The 25,094-nt window shown below is 39.3% G+C and carries 20 protein-coding genes; 7 read left to right on the plus strand and 13 right to left on the minus strand.

What is annotated here, in order from left to right; all coding sequences use genetic code 11:
* Positions 1 to 82: 82 nt before the first annotated feature.
* From FPV17_RS21285 to ku, 8 genes are all read right to left on the minus strand, one after another.
* The gene (locus FPV17_RS21285) at positions 83 to 1,033 is read right to left on the minus strand and encodes an ABC transporter substrate-binding protein (protein WP_035393446.1); all 951 of its coding nucleotides are present in this window, start codon (positions 1,031 to 1,033) and stop codon (positions 83 to 85) included.
* Between the two features lie 421 nt (positions 1,034 to 1,454).
* Positions 1,455 to 1,943, minus strand: a complete 489-nt coding sequence (locus tag FPV17_RS21290) for a tetratricopeptide repeat protein (protein ID WP_060705557.1) — start codon at positions 1,941 to 1,943, stop codon at positions 1,455 to 1,457.
* Positions 1,944 to 2,138: 195 nt separating this feature from the next.
* Positions 2,139 to 4,775 carry a glycosyl hydrolase gene (locus FPV17_RS21295; protein WP_144560349.1) on the minus strand — a complete coding sequence of 879 codons (2,637 nt, stop codon included), beginning with the start codon at positions 4,773 to 4,775 and terminating at the stop codon, positions 2,139 to 2,141.
* Between the two features lie 378 nt (positions 4,776 to 5,153).
* A complete protein-coding gene (locus FPV17_RS21300; protein WP_035393452.1) occupies positions 5,154 to 5,498 on the minus strand; it encodes a c-type cytochrome in 345 nt (114 codons plus the stop codon).
* A 124-nt stretch (positions 5,499 to 5,622) separates the two neighbouring features.
* Positions 5,623 to 5,781, minus strand: a complete 159-nt coding sequence (gene fbpA, locus FPV17_RS21305; protein ID WP_144560350.1) for a Fur-regulated basic protein FbpA — start codon at positions 5,779 to 5,781, stop codon at positions 5,623 to 5,625.
* 157 nt (positions 5,782 to 5,938) lie between these two features.
* The gene (locus FPV17_RS21310) at positions 5,939 to 6,514 is read right to left on the minus strand and encodes a hypothetical protein (protein ID WP_144560351.1); all 576 of its coding nucleotides are present in this window, start codon (positions 6,512 to 6,514) and stop codon (positions 5,939 to 5,941) included.
* Between the two features lie 133 nt (positions 6,515 to 6,647).
* Positions 6,648 to 6,941: a hypothetical protein gene (locus tag FPV17_RS21315; RefSeq protein WP_144560352.1), complete on the minus strand. Its 294-nt coding sequence runs from the start codon at positions 6,939 to 6,941 to the stop codon at positions 6,648 to 6,650.
* 175 nt (positions 6,942 to 7,116) lie between these two features.
* The gene (ku, locus tag FPV17_RS21320) at positions 7,117 to 7,944 is read right to left on the minus strand and encodes a non-homologous end joining protein Ku (protein WP_144560353.1); all 828 of its coding nucleotides are present in this window, start codon (positions 7,942 to 7,944) and stop codon (positions 7,117 to 7,119) included.
* Positions 7,945 to 8,039: 95 nt separating this feature from the next.
* On the opposite strand from ku, the gene FPV17_RS21325 reads away from it, so the two are divergent.
* Complete coding sequence (locus FPV17_RS21325; RefSeq protein WP_246117221.1) at positions 8,040 to 9,842, plus strand: DNA ligase D; 1,803 nt, start codon at positions 8,040 to 8,042, stop codon at positions 9,840 to 9,842.
* Between the two features lie 304 nt (positions 9,843 to 10,146).
* Here the strand turns inward: FPV17_RS21325 and rpsN are convergent, their stop codons facing one another.
* Positions 10,147 to 10,416, minus strand: coding sequence for a 30S ribosomal protein S14 (rpsN, locus tag FPV17_RS21330; RefSeq protein ID WP_035393467.1), 270 nt, complete (start codon positions 10,414 to 10,416; stop codon positions 10,147 to 10,149).
* Positions 10,417 to 10,523: 107 nt separating this feature from the next.
* A complete protein-coding gene (locus FPV17_RS21335; protein WP_038486359.1) occupies positions 10,524 to 11,096 on the minus strand; it encodes a TetR/AcrR family transcriptional regulator in 573 nt (190 codons plus the stop codon).
* A gap of 199 nt (positions 11,097 to 11,295) precedes the next feature.
* On the opposite strand from FPV17_RS21335, the gene FPV17_RS21340 reads away from it, so the two are divergent.
* Both FPV17_RS21340 and FPV17_RS21345 read left to right on the plus strand, forming a co-directional pair.
* Positions 11,296 to 13,320 carry an efflux RND transporter permease subunit gene (locus FPV17_RS21340; protein WP_144560562.1) on the plus strand — a complete coding sequence of 675 codons (2,025 nt, stop codon included), beginning with the start codon at positions 11,296 to 11,298 and terminating at the stop codon, positions 13,318 to 13,320.
* Positions 13,317 to 15,116, plus strand: a complete 1,800-nt coding sequence (locus tag FPV17_RS21345; RefSeq protein WP_144560355.1) for a YhgE/Pip domain-containing protein — start codon at positions 13,317 to 13,319, stop codon at positions 15,114 to 15,116. The genes FPV17_RS21340 and FPV17_RS21345 overlap by 4 nt, the downstream gene beginning before the upstream one ends.
* A gap of 53 nt (positions 15,117 to 15,169) precedes the next feature.
* On the opposite strand, the gene mqo is transcribed toward FPV17_RS21345, so the two are convergent.
* Complete coding sequence (gene mqo, locus FPV17_RS21350; RefSeq protein ID WP_144560356.1) at positions 15,170 to 16,687, minus strand: malate dehydrogenase (quinone); 1,518 nt, start codon at positions 16,685 to 16,687, stop codon at positions 15,170 to 15,172.
* 674 nt (positions 16,688 to 17,361) lie between these two features.
* Between mqo and FPV17_RS21355 the strand changes: the two genes are divergently transcribed.
* Together FPV17_RS21355 and FPV17_RS21360 are read left to right on the plus strand one after the other, a co-directional pair.
* On the plus strand, positions 17,362 to 17,916 hold the full coding sequence (locus FPV17_RS21355) for a methyltransferase family protein (RefSeq protein ID WP_246117222.1): 555 nt from the start codon (positions 17,362 to 17,364) through the stop codon (positions 17,914 to 17,916).
* Between the two features lie 20 nt (positions 17,917 to 17,936).
* Positions 17,937 to 19,448 carry a phytoene desaturase family protein gene (locus FPV17_RS21360; protein ID WP_144560358.1) on the plus strand — a complete coding sequence of 504 codons (1,512 nt, stop codon included), beginning with the start codon at positions 17,937 to 17,939 and terminating at the stop codon, positions 19,446 to 19,448.
* 209 nt (positions 19,449 to 19,657) lie between these two features.
* Here the strand turns inward: FPV17_RS21360 and FPV17_RS21365 are convergent, their stop codons facing one another.
* A complete protein-coding gene (locus tag FPV17_RS21365) occupies positions 19,658 to 20,704 on the minus strand; it encodes a YdcF family protein (RefSeq protein WP_035393483.1) in 1,047 nt (348 codons plus the stop codon).
* Positions 20,705 to 20,751: 47 nt separating this feature from the next.
* A complete protein-coding gene (mmuM, locus tag FPV17_RS21370) occupies positions 20,752 to 21,690 on the minus strand; it encodes a homocysteine S-methyltransferase (RefSeq protein ID WP_144560359.1) in 939 nt (312 codons plus the stop codon).
* A gap of 544 nt (positions 21,691 to 22,234) precedes the next feature.
* Between mmuM and FPV17_RS21375 the strand changes: the two genes are divergently transcribed.
* Both FPV17_RS21375 and FPV17_RS21380 read left to right on the plus strand, forming a co-directional pair.
* The gene (locus FPV17_RS21375; RefSeq protein WP_246117091.1) at positions 22,235 to 24,346 is read left to right on the plus strand and encodes an alpha-amylase family glycosyl hydrolase; all 2,112 of its coding nucleotides are present in this window, start codon (positions 22,235 to 22,237) and stop codon (positions 24,344 to 24,346) included.
* 182 nt (positions 24,347 to 24,528) lie between these two features.
* Complete coding sequence (locus FPV17_RS21380) at positions 24,529 to 25,026, plus strand: DinB family protein (protein WP_144560360.1); 498 nt, start codon at positions 24,529 to 24,531, stop codon at positions 25,024 to 25,026.
* The last annotated feature ends 68 nt before the right edge of the window (positions 25,027 to 25,094 follow it).

Below are 25,094 nucleotides of genomic sequence, written 5' to 3' on the forward strand. Positions count from 1 at the left end.
ATTTAACGAAGTCATGAAAAGGGATAGGAGAAAGGGAATGGTTTACATATAAAAGAGTAGGTGATCCACCTACCCTCCTTTTTTATTCCCCTTCAATAATGGCCTCATAAACAGAATCAATCGTTTGCATATTCGCTTGAAACCCATTGTATAACCAGCTACTAGTTCCTGAACGGTTGTAGATATTCCCTTGAGCTACTGCTGGAATATTGGTCCACACAGCTTCTGACTCTAACGTCTCAATCGTTTCCGGATCGCTATCAATTAAGAATAAGTAGTCAGCGTCAAGCTCAGCTACCGCTTCCAACGAAACAGGATTCCAGTGCGCTCCTACATCTTCGGGTAAATCTGCAATCATGTTTGCAGGCGTGAGCTCTAAATCTTCAAAAAGTACTGCCCCACTCGCTACATCAGGTGCTACAACATAATAGTTACCGCCAATAACCCATAAAGCTGCAACTTTGCTATCCCCAATTTCTGCTTGAAGCTGTGCCTTTACATCCTCTACATGGGCATCATACTCATCCACTGCAGCCTTTGCTTCACTCTCTTTTTGTAATACATCTCCTAAAAGAGTCAAAGTCGCTCGCCAATCATCTTTTGTTTCATTATCAATAACGTAGGTAGGTGCTATCTTATTATATTGATCATAGCTCCCTCCTGCTGCTGAGTCTTCCCCCCAAGCAAAAATTAAATCAGGCTCTGCCTCCATAACAGCTTCTAACGGTAGCGTCGAATCAATCGGTTCAACGCCTTCTAAATGCTCTTCTAAATAAACTTGCGTACTGGCTCTACTGGCAACTGACCATTGACGCACCGGTGTCACGCCGAGTGTGACAAGTGGGTCTTCTACATAAGAACCTAGTATTCTTTCCGGATTAGCTGGGATGGTGACGTCATTTCCGACTTTATCAGTAACCGTTCTAGGTTGCTGTTGTTCTTGCGACTCTCCGTCAATTGAATTATCGGAACCATCGGAACAAGCCACTAAAAAGGCCATTCCTAATGCAGTAAAAAGCAATGATCGATTCATTCGTTTAACTCCTTCATAGATCTACTACTGTTATAGTATTGATAATGATTTTCATTGTCAATACTATTTTGTTAAAGTCTACAAAAAAGCACTAAAACTTATAGAACCGAGCTTGTTTAATAAAAAGCACTTCTTTTTCTATTTTCTTCATTACTATCGTCCCTTATACTTATCTGTATCAAGCCTCTGTAGCTCTAGAAGGGAAGAGCGCCGGAAAACAAATTGTATAAACCGGGTCGCAAGGCAAGGGTTTCAGAAGCACCGAAAAGCAAATTAGCTGAGACAGGTGGAATTCCTGTCGGTGAAATTCCGTAGGGAAGCGTGTTCTCCCCTAGCCTATGCTTACGAAAGGAGTGCGGGTTCGAATCCCGTCAGAGGCTTCCCCCATCCACATCTGATGATAATTCTAAAACCATCGTTTTTATACCCAAATTCGATTTAACTGTTTTGAATACAAAGCCAGGGCATTACGATACTGGAGAATATTTTGATCCTGTGTTGTTTCAAGTAGACACGTTAGTAACACTTCCATCGCTTTTTCATGTTCTCGAACGTTATAAAGGGTTAACGAATAAAAGACTTTCAAGGCATTGTCTTCTGGAAATTTCGTTAAACCGAATTCTAGCGTTGATTTAGACTCTTCGTACATTCCAAGCGTTCTATATGTACTGCCAAGTCCTAAAAAGGCACCTTTTAACTCTTCTTCGTCTAACCCAAGCTCAATCGCTTTTTCATAGTGAGGATACGCTTTTTTCTCATTCCCTTTTGAATCATAGGTTGATGCGAGGTAATAGTGAAGATCACCATCATGAGAGTTGCCTTCGAGCCATTTATGTAGGTGTTTAAAAGCATCGCTATCGTTCCCTTCACGTAAAAGCAAGTCGATAGTCTCTTTTTGCTGTTGGTTCATAAGAATCTCCTTAACAAATCAATTTTACTCTTGTCTCTACTATAACAGATAAAGATAATTAATTATCTAAATAAAATGAATTAATACACTTTATGTTGCACGTGAAACAACTGAGTAAATGAAAAATAACCCCTTTGCACGTAAATCGACTTAACGACTTACGGAAAGGGGTTTACAATCATTCATGTTCTACGTTCATGGATACGTAAACCATTCGGATTCGTATTGAGGTCCGTCTTTTTCATACGTGAAACGGAAAGAAAGTGATTTGTTCTCCACATCAGGTAGCATTAAAAACCACTTACCATTTTCTTGTTGCATGCGTACATTTTCTTGATTCCCATTATTGATTCGATAATGAAGGTCCACATAGCGGGCAGGCGTATTCGGCGTAAATGTAATCACTCGGTCTGATTGACTTTGTTCAATCGAAACCGTGAAATCTCCTCGTTCAATGACATTCCCGTCATCTCCTGGCTCTTCCGGCTCCTCTGGTGGATTTGTTGGTGGTGGCCCACTCCCTTCTTGACTGACATAATAACTATTTCCGTCCACAGTCGCTTCATGTCCGTCCGAGAACAAGACTGTGCGTGCTTCATCGTCATAATTATAGGCAACATAGACACTTTCACCATCTTTATTAAAGACAGCGTAGGTCGGAATGTTTGCTGTGATTTCTGGATTTACTTGTCCGAGAGAAGCTAAACTTGTAATCCACTGATAGGTCTGTGCTTTTGTACTTCCTCTTTCAATAATCGTTTCATCCCCTGGATCAAACTCTGTGTAGTCATCAATCCTTTGCTCCATTTGTCTCTGGGCATCATTTGGATCGGTTAACGCACGGTAGCTCCAAACCATATTCGACCACCAATTCCAATCCTCTGACCCATTTGTTTGCTTTAACGCTTGATAAGCTCGCTCTACATATTCAGGGTGATGGCCAAGGTAGAGTGCCCCTCCATGGATGGGTAGCCAGTTAATCGCATACTTTTCTACCGCCCCCGAATTCCACCACGTTGCGTGATCCATTTTTCCGCCCCAATTAATAGTGACAATTTCTGGTCCATATTCAGGAGGATGGATTTCATCATACACATCAAAGAAATATTCGTTAATGGCGCTCATTTCAGTTGTATACAAATAAATCGCTCGATCTAACAATTCTTGATCATTTGTTGCTTCTGCCCATAAAATAAGATTGGTCCAAGCATGCATCGCTTCAGAAGAAGATTCTTGGTTATTACCAGAATCAAACGTCGCTAATCCATCTGCCCACGAATGTCCTGAATAAGGGTCAAACATACGTAAATACGGATACATCGGATCTTCACGATCAGCTGCAAAATCTCTTATAAGTTCGTTAACCATTCCTCCCCATTCATCATCTTGTGCCCAATCTGGGTTTGTCCTGGCTACTTCGGCAGCTGCTTTCACAAAATAACCGTAATGAAAATGATGATCATTAATCCTTACAGCGGAACCATGCGCTGCATGATAACCTAATAGCGTTCCCCAGTTTTCATTATAGTAAAAAAGGTTTTCTCCTTTTATCGCATTGTTCTCATCTGTTGATCGTAGCCAATCTTCTAGATGGCCCTGTAATTCTTCTCTAAATTCATCACCTAGCTCCTGCTCACCAAGCTGATCGGCAAGAGGTGCTAAGTTTGAAAGCTTCCCTAAATATTTTCCTAGTTCATACGTATCTTGACCAGTCGGATAATCATTTCTTGCTTCGTGCAAATAGCCACTTAGCCTGTCTGTATCAATACCTGCATTCGGTAAACTTGGCAACACACCTGTATACGTAAGGCTTGTTTCAAATTCACTTCCTTCGATTAGCTTCATATCGCCTCGAATGGTAAACAAATTCAGTCCGTCTACAAGATCTCCTGAAGATAAATGTCGGTATTGATGTGGATACAACGCAAGCAGCGTTCCGTTATCCCCTCCTGCTACTGCCTCCGTTTTCGCAGAGTACGTTGTTTTCACTTCATTCGTCTCATGGTTTACAGCATAATCAGCTCGGGTCTCACGAACAACAGAATAGGCATGCTCGGCAAAAAGCGCCAACGTCTCTGCATCTGTATTTGGCAGTTTGGCTACACTAATAAATTCAGACGGATTCTCCCACTGTTGGCCGTTCGTTTCCCAGTTCGATCCCTCTGGTGCAAAGGCCGCATACTGTTTATTATCATGGGTTGAAAAGCCAATGATATGTCCTTGCTGCGCCCAAATCTGAGGGTTTTGTGGAAAATCAATGACAGCATGTCCGCCTGTATATTCAGCGTAGATATATGGAATGCCCACACCGTATGTAAAGGCTAGTGATGCATTATCTTTTTCTGCTAACGATCGAACGTGCCAATCACCATAGTCATCTACTTTCGCATCATTAAAGTTACTTTCATTTGAGTGGCCAATCGTAAAATCCGTGGAAATGGCTCCAACGATATGCCATGTTCCTGCACCACTGTTCTCATGAACAACGACATTATGTGGAGCATCGTAAAAGACGTTCAGTCCCTTTTCGTTTTGTCTGACACTAAATGGATGGGGGTAATGATTATTTGCATACGTATCAACCGCAAGTGAACTCCACCATCGGTTAGTCGGCATTGGTCCTTCTACACGATCCGTTCGATAGATTGTTTCGGGAGGCTCCTTTTGTTGATCCGCGTAACCTGGATCACCGATGTTATCGAAATCAATTGGTGGATACTGTAAAGAAAAGCTTCCTTTCCCTACTTCTTTAACCGCTTGATTGGCGAAACTTGATTGAAACGGAAAGAGTACAATAAGTGCTAAAACGAACCAGAACCATCTTTTTTTCATCTAATTACCTCCAATTTGTTTTTTGTTTCATATCTACCTTCACATCTGCATAAAATGAGCATGTCCCCTTAATCACTTCCCCTACTCTACGCAGAAACGATTTCTGAATCCATCGAAAAACGTCGACCCTTTATTGGGAAATAAAAAAAGAACATGCATCAGAAATAATAACATTAGTGCTTACGATCAAGCAGGATGTGCTACGCTCTCTTACGCTACGACAACAAGCTACAAGAAATGGTTACAAAACACTTATTCTTTCACCAAAGAAGATTGGGAAACAAAAGCTTACTCATTTTATATGTTTTAGAAATTTGTCAAATGTGCTTTAAATACAAAAAAAACTACTCATTCGTTGAGTAGTTTCTTTAATAAAAATTATTGATCAGCTAACCACATGGACAAATTATCCACTTCATCTTCCTCTAATTGGGATTGAGCCGGCATGCTTCCTCGCCCATTTACAATGATCTCTCTAATCTCGTTAGAAGATAAGTTGTTGTTAGCAAGAGCAGGACCCGTTCCACCTTCATTTAAACCAGCATGGCATTGAATACAGCTTTGTTGATACGTCTGTTCAGCTAACGCCTCATCGTACTCTCCAACTTCACTCGTTCCATCATCGGTTCCGTTTTCCGGTTCTGGTGCTTCCGCTTCATCACCATTTCCACCACACGCCGTTAAAAATAACGTTAGTCCAGCTAATACCATCCATTTTTTCATAAACATTCTCCTTTTATGGTTACGGTTTCACCTTTTTAAAAACATGCTTATAAAATATAAGCTAGTACCATTATTGTTAACCGATTTATGGAGAAACTAACCTTCTTTTTTAGAGTTTGATGGTTTATTTTTCTTTCTCGACCATGAAGCGAAGATAAGCATCCTCAACTTCTGCATACCTTAATTCGTACAAATGGGTATCTTTATATTTATAAATACCTGCCTTCAGCAGTTTATCAATCATTTTTTCTTGTCTTTTCTTAATAAGCTCTTCTTCTGTCATTCATGCATCACCTGTTCTAAACAATTCTATCTCCATCATACCATATCTCTGTTTAAATTAAATTAATTTTACCCGATTAGTAGGATTAATAGATAAATAAAGTGACGTCATTTCCATCACTTATCCTCAATCTATGTAGATAAAAATATAAAAAGCATTATTTAGCATTGTCAGCCTCTTCGCCTACAACTGTAGAGTTTGATTCCTCAGGATCAACGTTATTAAAACCATTTATATCAATAAATTGCGCAATACTATTTTTATCTTTATCCGCAACAAGTAGGTTAAATTCGGAAATATTAATAAAAATAGCATCTATTTCTTCTTTTGATAGTTTCTTCTCTACAACAAATTGAGTTTGGAATGTTGTATGATAATTTTCGGGAGTTTCTGCAGGAACAAATTCACTCTTTGAACCATTCAATAGCTCATGCAAATCATTAGGGTATTCTAAAGAAAAGTACAGTTCTTGGTAACCATTAGTCAATAGATCGTATAGATCTGTATCTATTTCGTAGCCCATATTAAAAAATAGTTCCACTTCTTCATCAACATAGTCTACGTTAAATGAAGTAATGTTAAATTTTGGAGGTACTATTTTATTTTCTAAAGAAATTGTTGGTTGTGTAGTTTCAGAATTTGTATCGTGATCTCCTTCGACTACACCTTCATTATTATGACAACTGATTAACAGAAATACAGTAACAAGTAATGGAATTGTCTTTAAAAGCATGTGCACACCCTCCATACATTTAAGTTACATTTACTGTTTAACTTTATCACTCCAGGTGAAAAAACGTAAAGAATCTAACGTTCTTTACCCTCGTAGATTAATCCCCTCACGTGTCATCAACTTGTATAAATCGTCAACCTCTATAGAGAGGGACAACCTTTGTATACGTTTGAAAATTGGCTTTTTCATCTTCGTCTTTAAAAAAAGTAAGAATCTCTAAATACGTTACCCTCGACAGTTTCTCTTCTAGAAGACTTGTCATTGCCTTATCATTTACTGCTGACAGTAACATCATATTTCCATAAAACCATTCAAATGCTTTTGAGCGGAATCCCTTCTTTTCATTCCATTCGATATACTGGCAAGCACTTTCACTAAACCTGTATTTTTGCTCTATTAATTGCTGGACGACTTCTGATTGTTCCACGAAAAACGTACCCCTTTGTTCTTGCTAGTATCCTTAGTATAAAGGAGCAGACACTTCTAAGGAAATGGGGATTATAGGGAATCAAGGGTACGGTTTTACTTTCTTTCAATGAAGAAAACAATAAGAAACTCGCTTTGACTTTAAGCGAATTTCTATCGTTACAGTACAGCTTAGCCTATGCATTCTTCTTTGTTTTTGCTGTTTTTTTCTTTGCAGGGGCTTTCTTCTTTTTTGTTTTATCAATGGATGCTTGAAGAGCAGACATAATATCGGTTACATTTGAAGTGTCTTTCGCTTTTTCGGTTGTTGTAACAACTTCCTCACCAGACTTTTTCTTTTCAATTAAGTCCATAAGGGCGTGCCGATACTCATCTTGATAGTTATCAGGATCAAACGATACTGTAAGTTGATCAATGAGCATTAAAGCTGCATCCAATTCTTTTTTTACGATCTTTTGCTCTTGAGGTACATTTGGAACATCTTCCATTTTCCTTACTTCATCAGGAAAATGGATGGTTTCCATCATCAACCCATTTTCATATACGCGCACAATAGCAAGCTGTTCTTTTGAACGAATGATTATTTTGGCAACTCCAATCTTACCCGACTGAACCAGCCCTTCACGTAATAACCCATAGGCTTTGTTTCCACCGGAATCAGGTGCTAAGAAATAGCTTTTTTCAAAATAAATCGGATCAATCTCTTCTAATTTAACGAAATCAATAATTTCTACCGCTTTGTCCTCTTGTTCTTTCTTGAGCTGTTCTAAATCCTCTGCATCAAGGACAACAAACTTATTTTTTGCATACTCATATGCCTTCACAATATCTTCGTTCTTCACTTCTTCATCGCAATCGGGACAAACTTTTTTATAGTTTATCGGGATATGACATTTTTTATGAAGTTGTCTTAATTTAATGTCTTTGTTTTCCGTAGCGGTATGGAGCTTAACAGGAATCGTAACGAGGCCAAAACTAATGCTCCCTTTCCAAACTGTGTGCATGCAGTCACATCCTTTTTATCCTTAATATGCAGGAAAAGCTAATAATTTATGTGTCGAGGGAAAAACTAACTCGTGAGGTGAGATGATTGAAACCAATGTTAGCTACAAATGCATCTACTATTCCTAAAGGAGACCAATGGTCATATGAGGTAAAATACGATGGATTTCGTTGCTTGCTTCATTGGGACGAGGACGGACCAGCATTATACAGTCGGAATAAAAAAGAATTATCGAAAGCATTTCCAGAAATTATTCATGCATGCTTACAGATTGAAGAGAAAGTAAAAAAGCATCTTCCACTTATTTTAGATGCAGAGATTGTATCATTAGTGAACCCTTATCAAAGTAGCTTCTCTATTGTGCATCGACGCGCAAAACTTCGTACCAAAGAACAAGTTACGATCTATTCCCAACGCTTGCCTGTTTCCCTTATGATTTTTGATCTATTAATGGAAAAAGGCATTCCTTTAACAGACCTTCCGTTAAAGGATCGGAAACGAAAGTTGAATGTACTTCAAAGCCAGACACCAACGTTAGCCATTATTCAACCCTATAAAAACCCTAAAGAGATAGAGACGATTGTGAAGAAATACAATGGAGAAGGCATTATAGCGAAAAAAAACACAAGCACTTATGTGCCTAAACGATCCTCCCAGTGGGTCAAGATAAAGAACTATCGCTATGTTCATGTCATTTTAACAGAGTACGATAAACAAAATGGTTATTTTCAAGGCGGGGTGTATCAAGAAAATACATACGTTCCTATTGTTCAGTTTTCCCATGGTTTAAAGACTGAAGACCGAAAAGCGTTAGCCACTCTTTTTGAAAAAAACGGGGAACGTGTCGGCAAAGAACGGTGGTCTTTACCTCCTTCTATTTGCGTGAAAATTGGTTGCATTAGTTTTGATGGCGATCAACTTAGAGAACCGTTTTTTCAATCGTTTTTACTAGAAGAAAAGGTGGAGGATTGCACGTGGCAAAACCTTCTTTCTCAGCTACAGCCTTTGCCTGCCAACGTGGTGATTACGAGTGAGAATAAACCGATTTGGCCAGCTATACAATATACAAAAATGGATTATTTGCAGTACTTACATGCGGTTGCATCAACTATGCTCCCTTTTTTAACAAATCGGCTACTTACAACTATTCGTTATCCTCACGGTGCCGAAAGCGAAGCCTTTTATCAAAAAAATTGCCCAGATTATGCACCCGAATTTATCCTTACACATAACCGTGACGGCATAAACTATATTGTGTGTAACTCCCTCGAGTCGCTACTGTGGTTAGGGAATCAGCTCGCGCTAGAATATCATCTTCCTTTTCAGAAGAACGATCAGTCATGTCCTTCAGAAATTGTGTTCGACTTGGATCCGCCTAGTGTGGAACAATTTTCTCTTGCTGTAAAAGCAGCTCTAGCGTTAAAGGAAGTAATTTCATCCTTTGGCTTAATGGTTTACATCAAAACGTCGGGAAATAAAGGCTTGCAGCTATACCTGCCTTTACCAGAAGAAACCTTTACTTATCAAGAGACAAGGGTTTTCTGTCAGTTTATTAGTAGGTATGTGGTAGAACAGCATCCAGAACATTTTACACTTGAACGCTTGAAAAAAAATCGAGCAGGACGATTATACGTTGATTATTTGCAGCATGACGAAGGAAAAACCATCATTGCGCCTTATTCGCCTCGTGGACATAGCCGTGGTTTAGTTGCCACTCCTCTATATTGGGAAGAGGTAACAAATCAATTGAACCCCTCCCTTTTTACACTGACACATGTTGTAAGCCGTTTAAAATTAGAGGGAGACCCTTTTCGAACGTTTCGAGAAAATGTACATGAGCAAGGAAAGCGATTTTCAGATGTTCTTCTACATCTACAATCACTCCTTTCTAAAACGTAAACCTCTATAAAAAAGGAAGCCCATTTAACAACGGCTTCCTTGCTTCTACTTATTCTTTTGTTGATCCTTTTTTATTGCCTTTTGCATACTTTCCTTGTCTACCGTATTCCTTGTTCTCTTCTTTTGTTCGTTCATCTCCTCGCTTACCCATAACGATCGCCTCCTTAGTGATTTACATACTGAGTACCCGTCAGCGATTGAGCTAAACATCCTATTTGAACGTTTTTCACAAAGCATAATTGGGCTAGCGCAGTATTTGGATTGCTTAGTTAGGAATGATTACGATTTACATTATAAAAAAATTTTACCAACTTGCTTTTTTCACACCAGGAATTTGACCTTTATGCGCTAGTTCGCGGAAAGCAATACGTGATAATTCAAAATCCCGGAGTACACCTCTTGGTCTTCCAGTCACGCGACAGCGTCTCGTTAACCGTGCTGGAGAAGAATCTCTTGGTAGTTTTGCAAGAGCAATGTAGTCTCCTTTTTCCTTTAATTCTTTTCTTTTCTGAGCGTATTGTTCAACCAATGCTTGACGTTTCATTTCCTTTGCAACTTTTGATTTCTTAGCCATTTCTTTTACACCTCTTTCTTATAAATCGTAATGATTACGAATTATAGCAGTGTTTTTCTTTTTTGACAACCCTAAAGAGCCAGATACAATGACCTGGCTTATCGTACTTATTTTTTTCGAAACCCTGACAAACCAAAGTTAATAAATTGATGAATCAGTCGCGCCATCTCTTGAGGCGATTCTTTCTTCCCATTCACTAGCCAACTTTCAATTGTATCGACTCCTCCGCTTACAACCAAAAGCGGTATGTATTCGGATAGATCATCACCTAATTGATGTTCTTCCATCCATTTTTTCATAATAAACTCTTGAATAATTCCTATCACTCGTTTTTTAAAGGACGTATCGCCGTTATCACTTAAAAGAATTTGGCATTGCTCACTCCGCTCTGCAACATATTCTAATATTTTGGTCGACATTTGCAAGACTTCATCCTGTTTTTTATAGTTATATTGATTGAGCGTGGCATACATATCATCAAAAAGCTCTTTTCCAATTTTATCGAGTAGATCATGGGCGTCAATATAGTGGCTATAAAATGTTGAACGGTTAATATTAGCCATTTCACATAATTCTTTTACGGTTACAGATGAAATCGGCTTCTCCTTAAGCAACTTCATTAAAGCCTCTTTTAATACCATTCTCGTAAACTGTTTTCTGCGGTCAATTTTTTCTGACAACGTATTCACAACCTTTTCACAAATTTATCCGACATTTTCTATTGATCTGTTGTTCTGCTAACACATTTTATCCAACTGTTTGTTGTATAGACAACACCGTGTAGATATAATGTTAAAAGAATTTACGATATTGTCAACATAGGGTGGGGGAAATGGATTGCTTGTTGAAAGAATTATAAAACATAAGAAATCTGTTGTGATGGTTTTTGCTGCGTTAACACTGTTAGCAATCATTGGACAATTTTTTGTTTCAACCAATTACAATATGGTTGATTATCTACCTGATGATGCTCCCTCTACGAATGCGCTAGAGGTAATGGAAAATGAATTTACAGCATCTATTCCAAACACGAATGTACTAGTAAAAGACGTCAGTATACAGGAAGCACTGTCGTATAAACATGAGTTAGAAAAAATGAATGGAGTCGAGGAAGTTCTTTGGCTTGATGACCTTGTTGATTTACAAATTCCACTTGAGATGGTTGACAGGACGACGCTTGAATCGTATTACAAAGACGGTAATGCCTTGTTTTCTTTAACCATTACAACCGGAGAAGAAGTGGAAGCAACAGATGCTATCTACGAACTTATTGGTGAGGATAACGCGATTTCTGGTGAGGCTGTCAATAATGCCACGTCTCAAAACATGGCGGTATCAGAAACCATCTATGCAGCTGCATTACTTGTCCCGGTTATTATCATTATTTTAGTTCTGTCGACTAATTCTTGGGCAGAACCCCTCTTTTTTCTTACTGCCATCGGAGTTTCTGTTTTAATTAACCTAGGTTCCAACATCTTTCTTGGTGAAGTGTCGTTTGTTACACAATCTGTTGCACCGATTTTGCAGCTTGCCGTTTCCCTTGATTATGCCATCTTTTTGCTACATAGCTTTAATGATGAATTAGCCAAAGGGAAGAAGCCTGAACAAGCAATGGCCGCTGCTATGAGAAATTCATTTCCTGTTATTTTCGTAAGTGCGGTTACGACGTTCTTTGGCTTTATGGCTCTAATGTTCATGAACTTTGAGATTGGCGCAGACTTGGGCTTAAACTTAGTTAAAGGAATTGTCTTTAGCTTCATCTCTGTTGTTGTCTTCCTACCTGCTCTTACGTTGTTTTTATACAAATGGATTGAAAAGACGCGCCACAAATCTCTTGTGCCTAGTTTTAAAGGGGTTGGAGCGAAATTACTGAAATTACGTTATCCAGCGCTTATCCTTGTCTTTTTGTTAATTGTTCCAAGCTTTATTGCTCAAGGGAGTACCTCTTTTATTTATGGGCTAGGTGATTTACCTGACACAACTCGTGCAGGTGCAGATGCAGCATTGATTGAAGAGACATTTGGTGAATCAACACCACTTGTTGTTCTTGTGCCTAATGATGATATTGCAAAAGAAGCAGAATTGGTAAGTCAGCTTGAAGAGCTCGCTTATGTTGATTCTGTCATGTCTTATACGAACGTTGTCGGTACAGGGATCCCTGCTGAATTTCTGGATGATTCGATTATCAGTGAATTTCAATCAGAACAGTTCAGTCGAATTATGGTTTTTACAGATGCAGGCGTTGAGGGCGATATTCCGTTTAGCTTAGTTGAAGACGTACGTGCATTAAGTGAATCGTATTACGGAGATACTGCCTACACCCTTGGGGAAAGCGTGACACTTTATGATATGAAAGAGACTGTCACCGTTGATAATCAAGTTGTTAATACCATAACGGTGGTAACGATCGCCCTTGTGTTAATGATCACATTTAGGTCGATCTCCATTCCTATTATTCTGCTTGTTACGATCCAATCAGCTGTATGGATTAATTTAGCGATTCCCTATATGACAAATGATTCGCTCGTATTTGTTGGCTATTTAGTTGTTAGTACGGTGCAATTAGCCGCAACCATTGATTACGGTATTCTCCTTATGGAAACGTACAAACACCATCGTCAAAAAATGCCAGCATACCCTGCAATGAAAAAAGCCCTTGATGAGAAACTATTTTCCATCATTATCTCAGCAGCGATTCTTTCAAGTGTTGGTCTTATTCTATGGATTACATCTACGAATCCAACGGTTTCTTCTATTGGATTATTGTTAGGTCGAGGTGCCATTTTAGCCTTTATCCTTGTTGTTGTCCTGTTACCGGCACTATTGCTTGTTGGTGATAAACTCGTGAAAAAGACGACGTATCGATCAAATTTCTATGAACAAGAGGAGGAGACGGAACGATGAGAAAAAGATGGACGATTGCCACTGCTGTATGTGTTCTTGTGTTTACATCCCATTCTTACGTTTCAGCAAATACAGAAGCAGAAACAGGGACGATTGAAAGCAAAGATGAAGTTGTCTATGCGAATCTATTTGCTAATGGTGGGATCCAGGAACTCTACATCGTCAATGCGCTAACAGTTACTGAAGAGGGGCTGATTTCTGATTATGGCCAGTACGATACCATCACGAATTTGACGGATTTGTCAGCAATTGAACAAAAGGATGAAGAAATTACATTAAACGCGCCTGTCGGGACCTTTCACTACCAAGGCAATATTCAAAAGGATCCCCAGCTACCCTGGGATATAGAGATTCGCTATCTATTGGATGGCGACCAACTAGACGCTGAGGACATCGTTGGGGAAAGCGGAACATTTGAGCTTGAAATAGACATTTCGCAAAACGATACGATGGATGAAGCATTTTTTGACCATTACCTCCTACAGGTATCGGTTCCACTCAATAGCGATCTTTTTACAGCGATTGATGCACCAGACGCAACTATTGCCAATGCAGGTAAGAATAAGCAGCTTGCGTTCACCGTAATGCCAGAAGAAGGAGCCGAACTCCGTCTTTCTGCTGAAGCATCTGCTATTGAACTTGAAAGTATTGAGATTTCAGCATTACCTTCTTCATTTGCCATTGATATGCCGGATACGGAAGAGCTAACAGGTGAATTTGATTCCTTAACTGGAGCGATTGGTGAGCTTGCTAACGGCGTCGGTGGCCTTAAAAACGGCATTCAAGAATTATCCTCCGGTTTAACGGAGCTGGGAAAAGGTTCTGCACAGTTTCAAACTGGTCTTACCGACCTGTCTTCAAGTGGGAGTGACCTCGTTACGGCTTCCAGTCAGCTGCAAGCTGGTTTAAATGAAGTGAATACCGCATTAAACGGAGCAGAAGATGACCTTAGCTTTGATATGGGTACAGAATTAACAAGCGGCCTAGATGAACTTGTTGCAGGCTTACGCGAGCTGGCAGGAGGGCTAGATACACTCGGTGCCCATCATCAACAAGGCTATCAGGCACTTGAAGAAGCCATGAATCAACTTCCAGCAGCTACACTATCAGAAGAAGCAATCGGCAAGCTATATGAAACAACAGAAGATCGTGAAACCCTTGATGTTTTAGTGGATTCTTACACTGCTGCGCAAACGGTTAAAGGTACGTTTGATGCAGTTAAAGAAGCGTTTACCTCTGTCCAACCGGCGTTACAAGAAATGAGTACTTCCGTCACAGACATGGCTGATGGGTTACATACAATGTCCCAATCCTTGTCTGCAGTCGCCGACTCGTTTGATGCAGATGCTGGCTTAGGCGAATTGACGAACGGCATTTCCCAGCTCGCCAGTCAATATAGCCAGTTTCATGAAGGTCTCGCTTCTTATACTGGCGGCGTATCTAAAGTAGCAAATGAATACAACCAAATCCATCAAGGGATTCAAGAATCTGCTACTGGATCATCACAGTTAGTAGATGGCGGCGCGTCCCTACAGGCAGGAATGAATGAACTGCATGATGCTACTGCAGAAATACCGGAACAGATGCAGCAAGAAATCGATGACATGATCGCCCAATATGACAAATCAGATTTTGAACCTCGATCGTTTGTTCACGAGAACAACGACGACCAAGTCGAGAATGTCCAATTTGTTATTCACACCGAGCCTTTAACAAAAGAGGAACCCTCTCCTGAAGTGGAGGAGGAAGAAGAGCCTAACATCTGGCAACGTTTTTTAAACCTTTTCCGCTTTTAAAAGGTACACAAAAAGAATCCTTACACCTTGAACAGTGTAAGGATTCTTTTTATTTAAGCTAAATGTTCCTGAGAAGGTACGTACGACTCTTCAAGCTGTAAATCTCGTGCAGTCGATGCCTGAATTTCTTTAAATAAACTTGGATGGCTCATTAATAATTTTCCATAAGAAGGAACCATCTCTTTGATTTTCGCCTTCCATCCATCTATTTCTGATGGAAAACATTTTTCTAAGATTTCAAGCATCACATGGACTGCTGTCGATGCACCTGGTGAAGCACCAAGTAATGCGGCAACGGAACCATCATCTGCCGTGACCACTTCTGTTCCAAACTGAAGGGTTCCTCTTCCGCCTGCTTCCGTATCTTTTATAACCTGCACACGCTGACCAGCAACGATGATCTCCCAGTCTTCACTTTTCGCATTCGGAATAAATTCCTTTAATTCTTCCATTCGCTTCTCATTTGATAACATGACTTGTTGAATTAAATAGCGGGTTAACCCTAATTCTTTAAACCCTGCTCCCAGCATGGTAAAGAGATTATTAGGCTTAACAGAACCAATCAAATCAAAGTATGATCCGGTTTTAAGAAATTTAGGAGAAAATCCAGCAAACGGACCAAATAATAACGATTTCTTATTATCAATATACCGTGTATCTAAATGCGGAACCGACATTGGTGGAGCCCCTACTTTTGCTTTTCCATATACTTTCGCATGATGCTGCTCTACGATTTCAGGGTTGTTACAGACGAGAAATAATCCGCTTACAGGAAATCCACCAATTCGACGTGATTCAGGTATTCCTGTCTTCTGTAATAACGGCAAACTACCTCCACCAGCACCAATAAAGACGAACTTAGCTGAATGATTTTCCGTTTCTCCAGTATTGATATTTTGAACTTTCACTTTCCAAGAGCCATCGGCTGCTTTCTTCAAATCTTTTACACTATGCTCATAATGAACAGCGACGTTCTCATTTTCTAAATGGGTAAATAACTTACGTGTTAGCGAGCCAAAATTCACATCTGTACCTGTGTCGATTTTCGTTGCGGCAATAGGTCCATCCGTTTCTTCACGGCCTTCCATTACAAGAGGCATCCATTCTTTTAACACTTCAGGGTCATCACTAAACGCCATTCCTTCGAAAAGAGGGTTGTCTGATAACGCTTCCATACGTTTTTTTAAAAATAAGCCATTCTTTTCACCTTGAACCATACTAATATGTGGAATGGGCATAATAAACTCTTTAGGATTTTCAATTAGCTTTTTTCTTACAAGATAAGACCAAAATTGTCGTGAGAGTTGAAAATGCTCGTTCACCTTTACAGCCTTGCTTATATCAAGTGATCCGTCCGGCTTTTCCGACGTATAGTTTAATTCGCACAGTGCTGCATGACCTGTACCAGCGTTATTCCATTCATTCGAGCTTTCTTCCCCTGCACTTTTTAACTTTTCGAAAACCGTTACTTTCCAGTCTGGTGCTAACTCTTTTAATAACGTACCTAGCGTCGCGCTCATCACTCCAGCGCCAATTAAAATAACGTCTGACTTAGTTTCTCTATAGCTCATTTCGCTCATCCTTATGTCCATTAGTCATTAGAAAAACCTCTATTATCTAATAATAAACTATTTCTGACAGATAAAAAAGGTGTGAACTACCCAAAGATTGTTTTTTCTCAGAAAAACCCGAAATAACGGCGATTTTCTCTGTTTTCTTAGTATTCCACATCTTATTTGAATATACACATCATAGTGCTTTTCACTACCATTTGGCAAGTAAAAGTTAAACACTGCCTTTTTTCTGTAAAGGTCCCACAATGATGCTTCCCTTCTAGTTTATGTCTCTTTGCTTATCCATATTAAAGTGAATTATGAGAATAACCCTTTGACGACTTTGAAGAAAAACCCATATAATGAAATCATTCCAAATTTGTACACGAAGGGTTGAATCAATGAAGAAATTACTTTTTTCTTTTTCTGCCGGGTTGCTTACTTCTATTACTGTTTTTTCTCTAATCCGCTATTTTTTTCTAAAGTCGATTAAAGAGAATAGGAAGCTGCGAATGAATACTGGTTGTCTTGTTTTAACGTACTAAGAGAAAAAAGACCCAGACTTTCGTAACTGAATAAACGTTGATAAAAAAACTTGTACTTTTTTTCTGTACAAGTTTTTTTATATGTGGTTTTATTTTGTGCCGTTTGTACATACGTATAACGTAGGACAGGGAGGTGAGGCATTGTCAGTGGTTGACGGTCTTTTCTTTTTTTTGACGGTAATGTGGGTGTCTGAATTTCTTTTTTTTCGAGGAAAATCAAAGCAAGAGCCTGGTGATTTGAAGGAAAACAAAAGCTTTCATTCGATCTTGGCGTGCACGGTTCTTAGTATTACGAGCTGTGTTCTTTTACATCAAATCGGTTGGACCCTGTTCGATCTTTCGATTCTTTCAAGCTTAGGCGTCGTTCTATATAGCCTTGGTATCGGCTTGCGGTATTGGTCCATGTTTGTCTTAAGGGATCACTTTTCAAGACATGTTCATGTAACAGCAACAATGGAATTAGTTAGCCATGGTCCTTACCGTCTTATGCGCCATCCGCTATACACAGGCTTATTTCTTTGCGTTCTAGGCATCTCCATTTATCTTGGGACGATCATTGGGATCCTCCTTTCCGTTGTCATTATGGCACATGTACTCAAAAAACGAATGGTAATAGAAGAAAAAATGCTTACAGCAACACTGCCCAAACAGTATGAGGAATGGAAACAAAAACGCTGGATTTTGCTTCCTTGGGTCTATTAATAGAAAAAGGTGTGTGAGATATGACGAAAAAACGAATTGTGATCGTAGGCGGTGGCTTAGGAGGGTTATCGGCGGCAATTAGTTTAGCTTCACAAGGACACGATGTAACAGTGCTTGAAAAGAATGAACGTATAGGCGGCAAATGTAATATTCGCAGCGGTGAGGGCTATCAGTTTGACACTGGTCCATCAATCTTAACGATGCCTTGGGTGTTAGAAGCATTATTTAACCGAGCGGGACGTGATGTTCATGACTATATGGAGATTGAACGAGTTGAACCTCAATGGCGTACCTTTTTTGAAGATGGTGTATCCATTGATTTAAAAGGCGACTTACCCGACATGCTAGATGAAATAAAAAAAGTTGCACCTGATGATGCCGCCCCTTTTATGAATTACTTAAACTACAGTGCACAAATGTATGAGCTGTGCATGAAAAGCTTTTACAACAAAAGCATCTCAGGTCTAAGTGAACTTCGTAAACTTCATTCATTACGAGAGCTTATGGCATTTGATCCGATGAAGACGTTAAACGAAGGCACCGAACGTTATATTAAAGACCCACATATTAAACAGTTTATTAATTTTCTCGTCATGTACGTTGGCTCGTCTCCTTACCAAGCTCCAGCTGTATTGTCTCAGCTTGCTTATGTTCAGTTCGGTCTTGGTAATTTCTACGTAAAGGGTGGCATGTACAACATTGTACGTGGAATGGAGCAATTGCTAACAGAACTAAACGTAACGATTCGTACAGAAACCCCCGTAAAAGGAATTATTCAAGTCGATTCCGTTGCAAAAGGGGTGCGCTTAGAGTGTGGGGAAGAAGTACATGCCGACATCGTCGTGTCAAATCTCGAAGCGATTCCAACCTATCGTCAATTGTTAAAGGAGCATCCACAACATAAGACACAGGCAAAGAAGCTAGAAAAGTTCGAACCTAGTGTGTCTGGACTTGTTCTCTTGCTCGGGCTAAGACGAGAATACCCACAACTCGCCCATCATAATTTTTTCTTTTCAAAAGATCCAGAAGAAGAATTCAAACAAATTTTTGAAGAAAAACGCCCAGCTGACGATCCCACTGTTTATATTGGCATTTCGTCTAAATCAGATCCTAGTCAAGCGCCAGAAGGGAAAGAGAATCATTTTGTTCTGACTCATGTGCCACCACTTAAAGAAGGCGAGACATGGGAAAAATATAAAACGAGCTATCGAGAAACGGTTATTAGCAAATTAGAGCGGAATGGACTAACCACTATAAGAGAGGATATTGAGTTTGAAATGACCTTTACACCAGATGATCTACAGTCTCTGTACGGGGCTAATGGAGGATCCATTTACGGTGTCGTTGCAGATAAAAAGAAAAATGGCGGGTTTAAAATTCCTAGCAAAAGTGAGCTCATTTCTCAACTCTATTTTGTCGGTGGTTCCACCCATCCAGGCGGAGGTGTCCCAATGGTTACCCTCTCAGGTCAGCTTACGGCAGACTTAATTGCAGAAGAGCTAACCATTCAGCAAAAAACAGCTGTGCGATGACAAAGTAAAAAGGCTATTTGCAAGTAAAAGCTGCAATGAGAGGCTGGGACAAAAGGTTCTTAGTCGATGAAAAAGCCGAACTATTGTCTGAAATGCCCTAAAGGCATGCAGTTATAGTTCGGCTTTATGTTTTAAGATAAGTTAATATACATATCTTTATTCGGCAATAGATAGGCTTAAGTTAGTTATGTCCCAGCCTCTTTCCTTTTTTATTGATAATCAATAAACAAATAACTAAAAACAGAGAGACATAGAGATAGAAGGAGAATACTAGCAATAACGATCATATGTCGTTTTCGCTGGAGTGCTACAATCGCAATATATTCTCGCACCATCGCATTTGGCCAGTAATAAAGAGCTGTTTTACTACCAATTCCTTGACTCTTTAAGCCTGCTTTTCTCGCATACAGACCTGCTCGAAAGAGATGGAAGTTATTCGTGGTAAATATGCTTTCGTAGTTGCCGTCAGGTCGTAGCTGATCCATCAATGCTTTTGAAAATGCCATATTTTGATACGTATTCAGTGATTGCTTTTCTTGAAGCGTATCCTCGGCAGGAATACCATGTTGTATCGCATATTCTTCCATTGCTTCAGCTTCAGATCGATTCTCATCTGATCCTTGTCCACCTGAAAAAATAATCTTAGGCGGGGTCGTTACCTTCTTCTGTTTATAATAAAAGCCCATCGCTTTGTTGATTCTACTTGCCAATAGTGGTGGTACATCATCGTTTATTAATCCACTCCCCAATACGATAATAAAATCTTGGTTATGTTTTGGTCGATTAAATTGATACAAAACGTAAGCCGTAAAAAAGTTCAAGAGATGAATAAAAAAATAAAAAGCTATGATATAAACACTACTAAACAAAGGTCGAAAATGAACAGAAACGTATTGAGAAAGATCCAGTCCATTTAGAAGAAACAAAAGAATGAATCCAAGACCAGTGAGCATTGTTAGTGAATTAGCAAGCTTCTTCCCCTCTCGCTGCATAAGTAGCTTAGCATTATATAAAAGACCTCCCACCAAAGCGACACTACCAAAAGGAATCAAAATGACTAGCGCAACAACCGGGAATAAAATGAGATACTCTGAATACGGATAGTCCGTCCGCAATACTAGCACGAAGCAAAACAATAAAAAAGAAACAATACACGCATTAAACAAGAAACCATTGATCATTCTTCTAGGGTCTCTTCTATATGAAAACAAAAACAGAAGAAACATAATGGCTGAAAACCCGCCTATCCAGAGCATATAAGCACCCCTCCTACTCGGTTTAATACGTACCTTAGCGATCATACTTATTTATGACGCGCCCAATCGGCAATTGCCTCAATATCTTCAGGCTTTGTCCTACAACAACCACCTATTATCCTAGCTCCTGCTTCATACCAGCTTTTCGCACTAGTAGAAAATGGTTGACTAGAGAGGACTTCGTTCCATTGCTTACTCGATGCATCATAGGCTTCACCTGAATTCGGATAAACGATGATTGGTTTAGCCGTTTTACTCTTTATTTCTTTAATCAGTGAATGAATAAAAGTCGGCGCAGAACAGTTTATACCAATTGCTGCTACTTGCTCCTCCTTTGCTAGCCACCTTGCACAATCTGCCATTTTTTCTCCACTACTAATATGAACTCCGTCTTGTGCACTAAAACTAACCCACGTATAAATGTGAGGAAATTCCTTTAATACCCTTATTAGAGCCTTCGCTTCTTTCAGACATGGAATCGTCTCACAAGCTAAAATTTCAGCACCAGCTTCAATGAACAGACGAATCCGCTCTCTGTGAAACGAAACGAATTGATCTTCGCTTACTTGATAATCACCTCGATATTCAGAGCCATCTGCTAAAAACGCACCGTAAGGACCTACTGATGCAGCCACTATAGGTTTAGGTCTTCCATATCGATTCTCTTCATCGCTCCAAAAGTCATCACGGGCTTTAACCGCAATGTGAACAGATTCTTTAAGTAAACGAATTGCCTCAACTTCACTTAAGCCCCTATCCTTATATCCCTCTACTGTAGCTTGATAGCTAGCGGTAATGGCACAATCTGCACCCGCAGCAAAATAATTTGTATGTATTTGCTTAATTAAAGTAGGCTCCTCCATTAACACTTTTGCGGACCATAATGGATCGTTTAAATGACACCCGTGGGTTTCAAGTTCCGTCGCCAAAGCACCATCTAAAATCATCATTGGAAAGTGAGTTAGAATTTTTTCGATTGGATTCATGTGATATCCTTCCTCTCTTATTCGATTGTTCTTGGCACTACGTATGTTTCTTTAACTGGTTGTTGAACTATCTTAGTCCGAGTGTAAAGTTTTACATTTCAAATGATTGTAGATCATTTACAAGCATGATGTCTGTATTGAAGAAAAGCAGATAGAAAAAAGTATACCATTAATCAAAATGTTCCTCATTTTGTTTTTAGCAGCTTCAGGTAATTCTTCCACAGTCTCCACCTGTAGCACAAAGTGGTTCTCATAGTTTGAAAAATCCTATCAACGATTAGTGTAATTGAAAACCATTCAGCGCAAACGTTTGCTCTAGATTGATCAACCAGTGCTACATAAATGGTATTAAACGTATTTTTAGTCCTAATGACCTATTTACGAACACAGTGTCCATAAGATATTAATAAATGAACAGCATATCTTCACCAATTTAAGGGCAATGCTTTTGGTTTTTTACAAACAACCCCGTCTTTTATTCTAAAAGGCGGGGTTGTTTTATTTTATATACGTTTTATCACAATTTGTTGAAGGAGGAATAGAGTTGAACTGTTTAAAAGGTTTTTTGAAAACGATTTCATTATGCTTTATCTTTTTCTTACTTCTTTCTTTACCTACTGTTGCGGAGGCTGACGTAACAAACAAAGTCAATTACTCAAAAGATGTAATTTACCAGATTGTTACCGATCGATTCTCTGACGGGAATCCTGGCAACAACCCTTCAGGCGCTATCTATAGTCAGAACTGTATAGATCTCCATAAGTATTGTGGTGGGGACTGGCAAGGGATTATAGACAAAATCAATGACGGTTACTTAACTGATTTAGGCATTACGGCACTATGGATCTCTCAGCCGGTCGAAAATGTTTACGCCTTACACCCAAGCGGCTATACCTCCTACCATGGATATTGGGCTCGAGATTACAAAAAGACAAACCCTTACTATGGGAATTTCGATGACTTTGATCGTTTAATGAGTACCGCACATAACAATGGGATAAAGGTAATCATGGATTTCACGCCAAATCATTCATCACCTGCACTTGAAACAAACCCTAACTATGTTGAAAATGGTGCGATATATGATAATGGCGCATTATTAGGCAACTATTCAAATGATCAACAAAACCTCTTTCACCACAATGGCGGAACAGATTTCTCTTCATATGAAGATAGCATCTACAGAAACTTATATGATTTGGCAGACTATGATTTAAACAACACAGTCATGGATCAGTATTTAAAGGAGTCGATTAAGTTCTGGTTAGATAAAGGGATTGATGGTATTCGAGTGGATGCCGTTAAGCATATGTCAGAAGGGTGGCAAACCTCTTTAATGAGCGAAATCTACTCGCATAAACCTGTTTTCACATTTGGAGAATGGTTTTTAGGATCAGGTGAAGTTGATCCCCAAAACCACCACTTCGCCAATGAAAGTGGTATGAGCTTATTGGATTTCCAATTTGGTCAAACCATTCGTAACGTCTTAAAAGATCGCACAAGCAACTGGTATGATTTTCATGACATGATAAAAAGTACTGAAAAAGAGTATAACGAAGTCATTGATCAAGTAACCTTTATTGATAATCACGACATGAGTCGTTTTTCGGTAGGATCATCTTCAAACCGTCAGACAGATATGGCGCTTGCTGTCTTGCTTACTTCCCGTGGTGTACCGACGATTTACTACGGCACAGAGCAGTATGTAACAGGTGGCAACGACCCTGAAAATCGCAAACCATTGAAAACATTTGATCGGTCTACCAACTCCTATCAAATCATCAGTAAACTTGCTTCACTACGCCAAACAAATTCCGCCTTAGGCTATGGCACTACAACTGAACGTTGGCTGAACGAAGACATTTATATTTATGAAAGAAAGTTTGGCAATAGTATTGTATTAACTGCTGTCAATAGCAGTAATAGCAACCAGACGATCACTAATTTAAACACCTCTTTACCTCAAGGGAACTATACAGATGAACTACAGCAACGTTTAGATGGAAACACGATTACTGTTAACGCCAATGGCGCCGTAAATTCCTTTCCATTACGAGCAAATAGCGTAGCGGTTTGGCAAGTAAGCAACCCCTCTATGTCTCCTCTAATCGGCCAAGTGGGTCCTATGATGGGTAAGGCCGGGAATACCATAACAGTAAGCGGTGAAGGATTTGGTGATGAGAGAGGAAGCGTTCTCTTTGATTCAACCTCTTCTGAAATTATTTCTTGGTCAAATACAGAAATAAGCGTAAAGGTGCCTAATGTAGCAGGCGGTTATTATGATCTATCCGTCGTAACTGCAGCAAACATAAAAAGCCCTACTTACAAAGAGTTTGAAGTATTGTCAGGCAATCAAGTCAGTGTCCGCTTTGGTGTTAACAATGCCACAACGAGCCCAGGAACCAATTTATATATCGTTGGGAATGTGAGCGAGCTGGGGAATTGGGATGCTGATAAAGCAATTGGACCTATGTTTAACCAAGTGATGTACCAATACCCAACGTGGTACTATGATATCAGCGTTCCTGCCGGAAAAAACCTTGAATACAAATACATTAAAAAAGATCAGAACGGTAACGTTGTCTGGCAAAGTGGCAATAATCGAACCTATACGTCACCTACTACCGGAACAGACACGGTCATGATTAATTGGTAACGAAAGAGTAGATACAACCCCATTTTCAATTGTAGAAAATGGGGTTGATTGATAGAGAAAATCCTATAATACTTTCCTTTCTAATCAAACCATTTTATTGAGTTGCGTAGATGTTGATAAAAAGTTCATTTAAAGATATTATAGATATATATAGTCTGTAAATTACGAATTAAGGAGGAGCAATGAATAATTATAAGGTTCAATATGATCTGGTCCGTCGTTCAAGAGATTTATTATTTACCTATTGTGAATCAATGAAACCAAGCGATTACCTTAAAAAAGTTGAAAGACTAGGGGAGCATTCTATACCGAGTCTACATTGTCATGTCTCCGACGCTTATCGAATTTGGATTGGCAAACGTGCTTTAGGAAAATCAGTGGAAAAAACCCCGCCTCAAAAGATTACATCTGTTGAACAGATGCGTAAAGTCTTTCATAAGACAGATGAAATCGTTTATGAATTTCTTGAGAACTTTACAGCTGATTGGAATCAAGCGAGTCAAGATACGTGGAATAGTAATAGTGCAGAGCTCACCGAATTATGGTTGTTTACACATACTGTCACTCATGAATTTCATCACAGAGGACAAATCGTTAAGATAGGTCAACAGCTTGGCTATAAGCCACCAAAGCTCATTTTGCCGAAACCAATTAAGAAGGAAAATTGGAATTTAGAATGAAAATAATATTACGTTACAATGATATTAAAAACAACAGGATATAAGTTAAATTTTGTTGTTTCAGTTTG

Origin of the sequence: Shouchella miscanthi, assembly GCF_007725405.1 — a bacterium.
In the GTDB taxonomy this organism is placed as follows: domain Bacteria; phylum Bacillota; class Bacilli; order Bacillales; family Bacillaceae_D; genus Shouchella; species Shouchella hunanensis.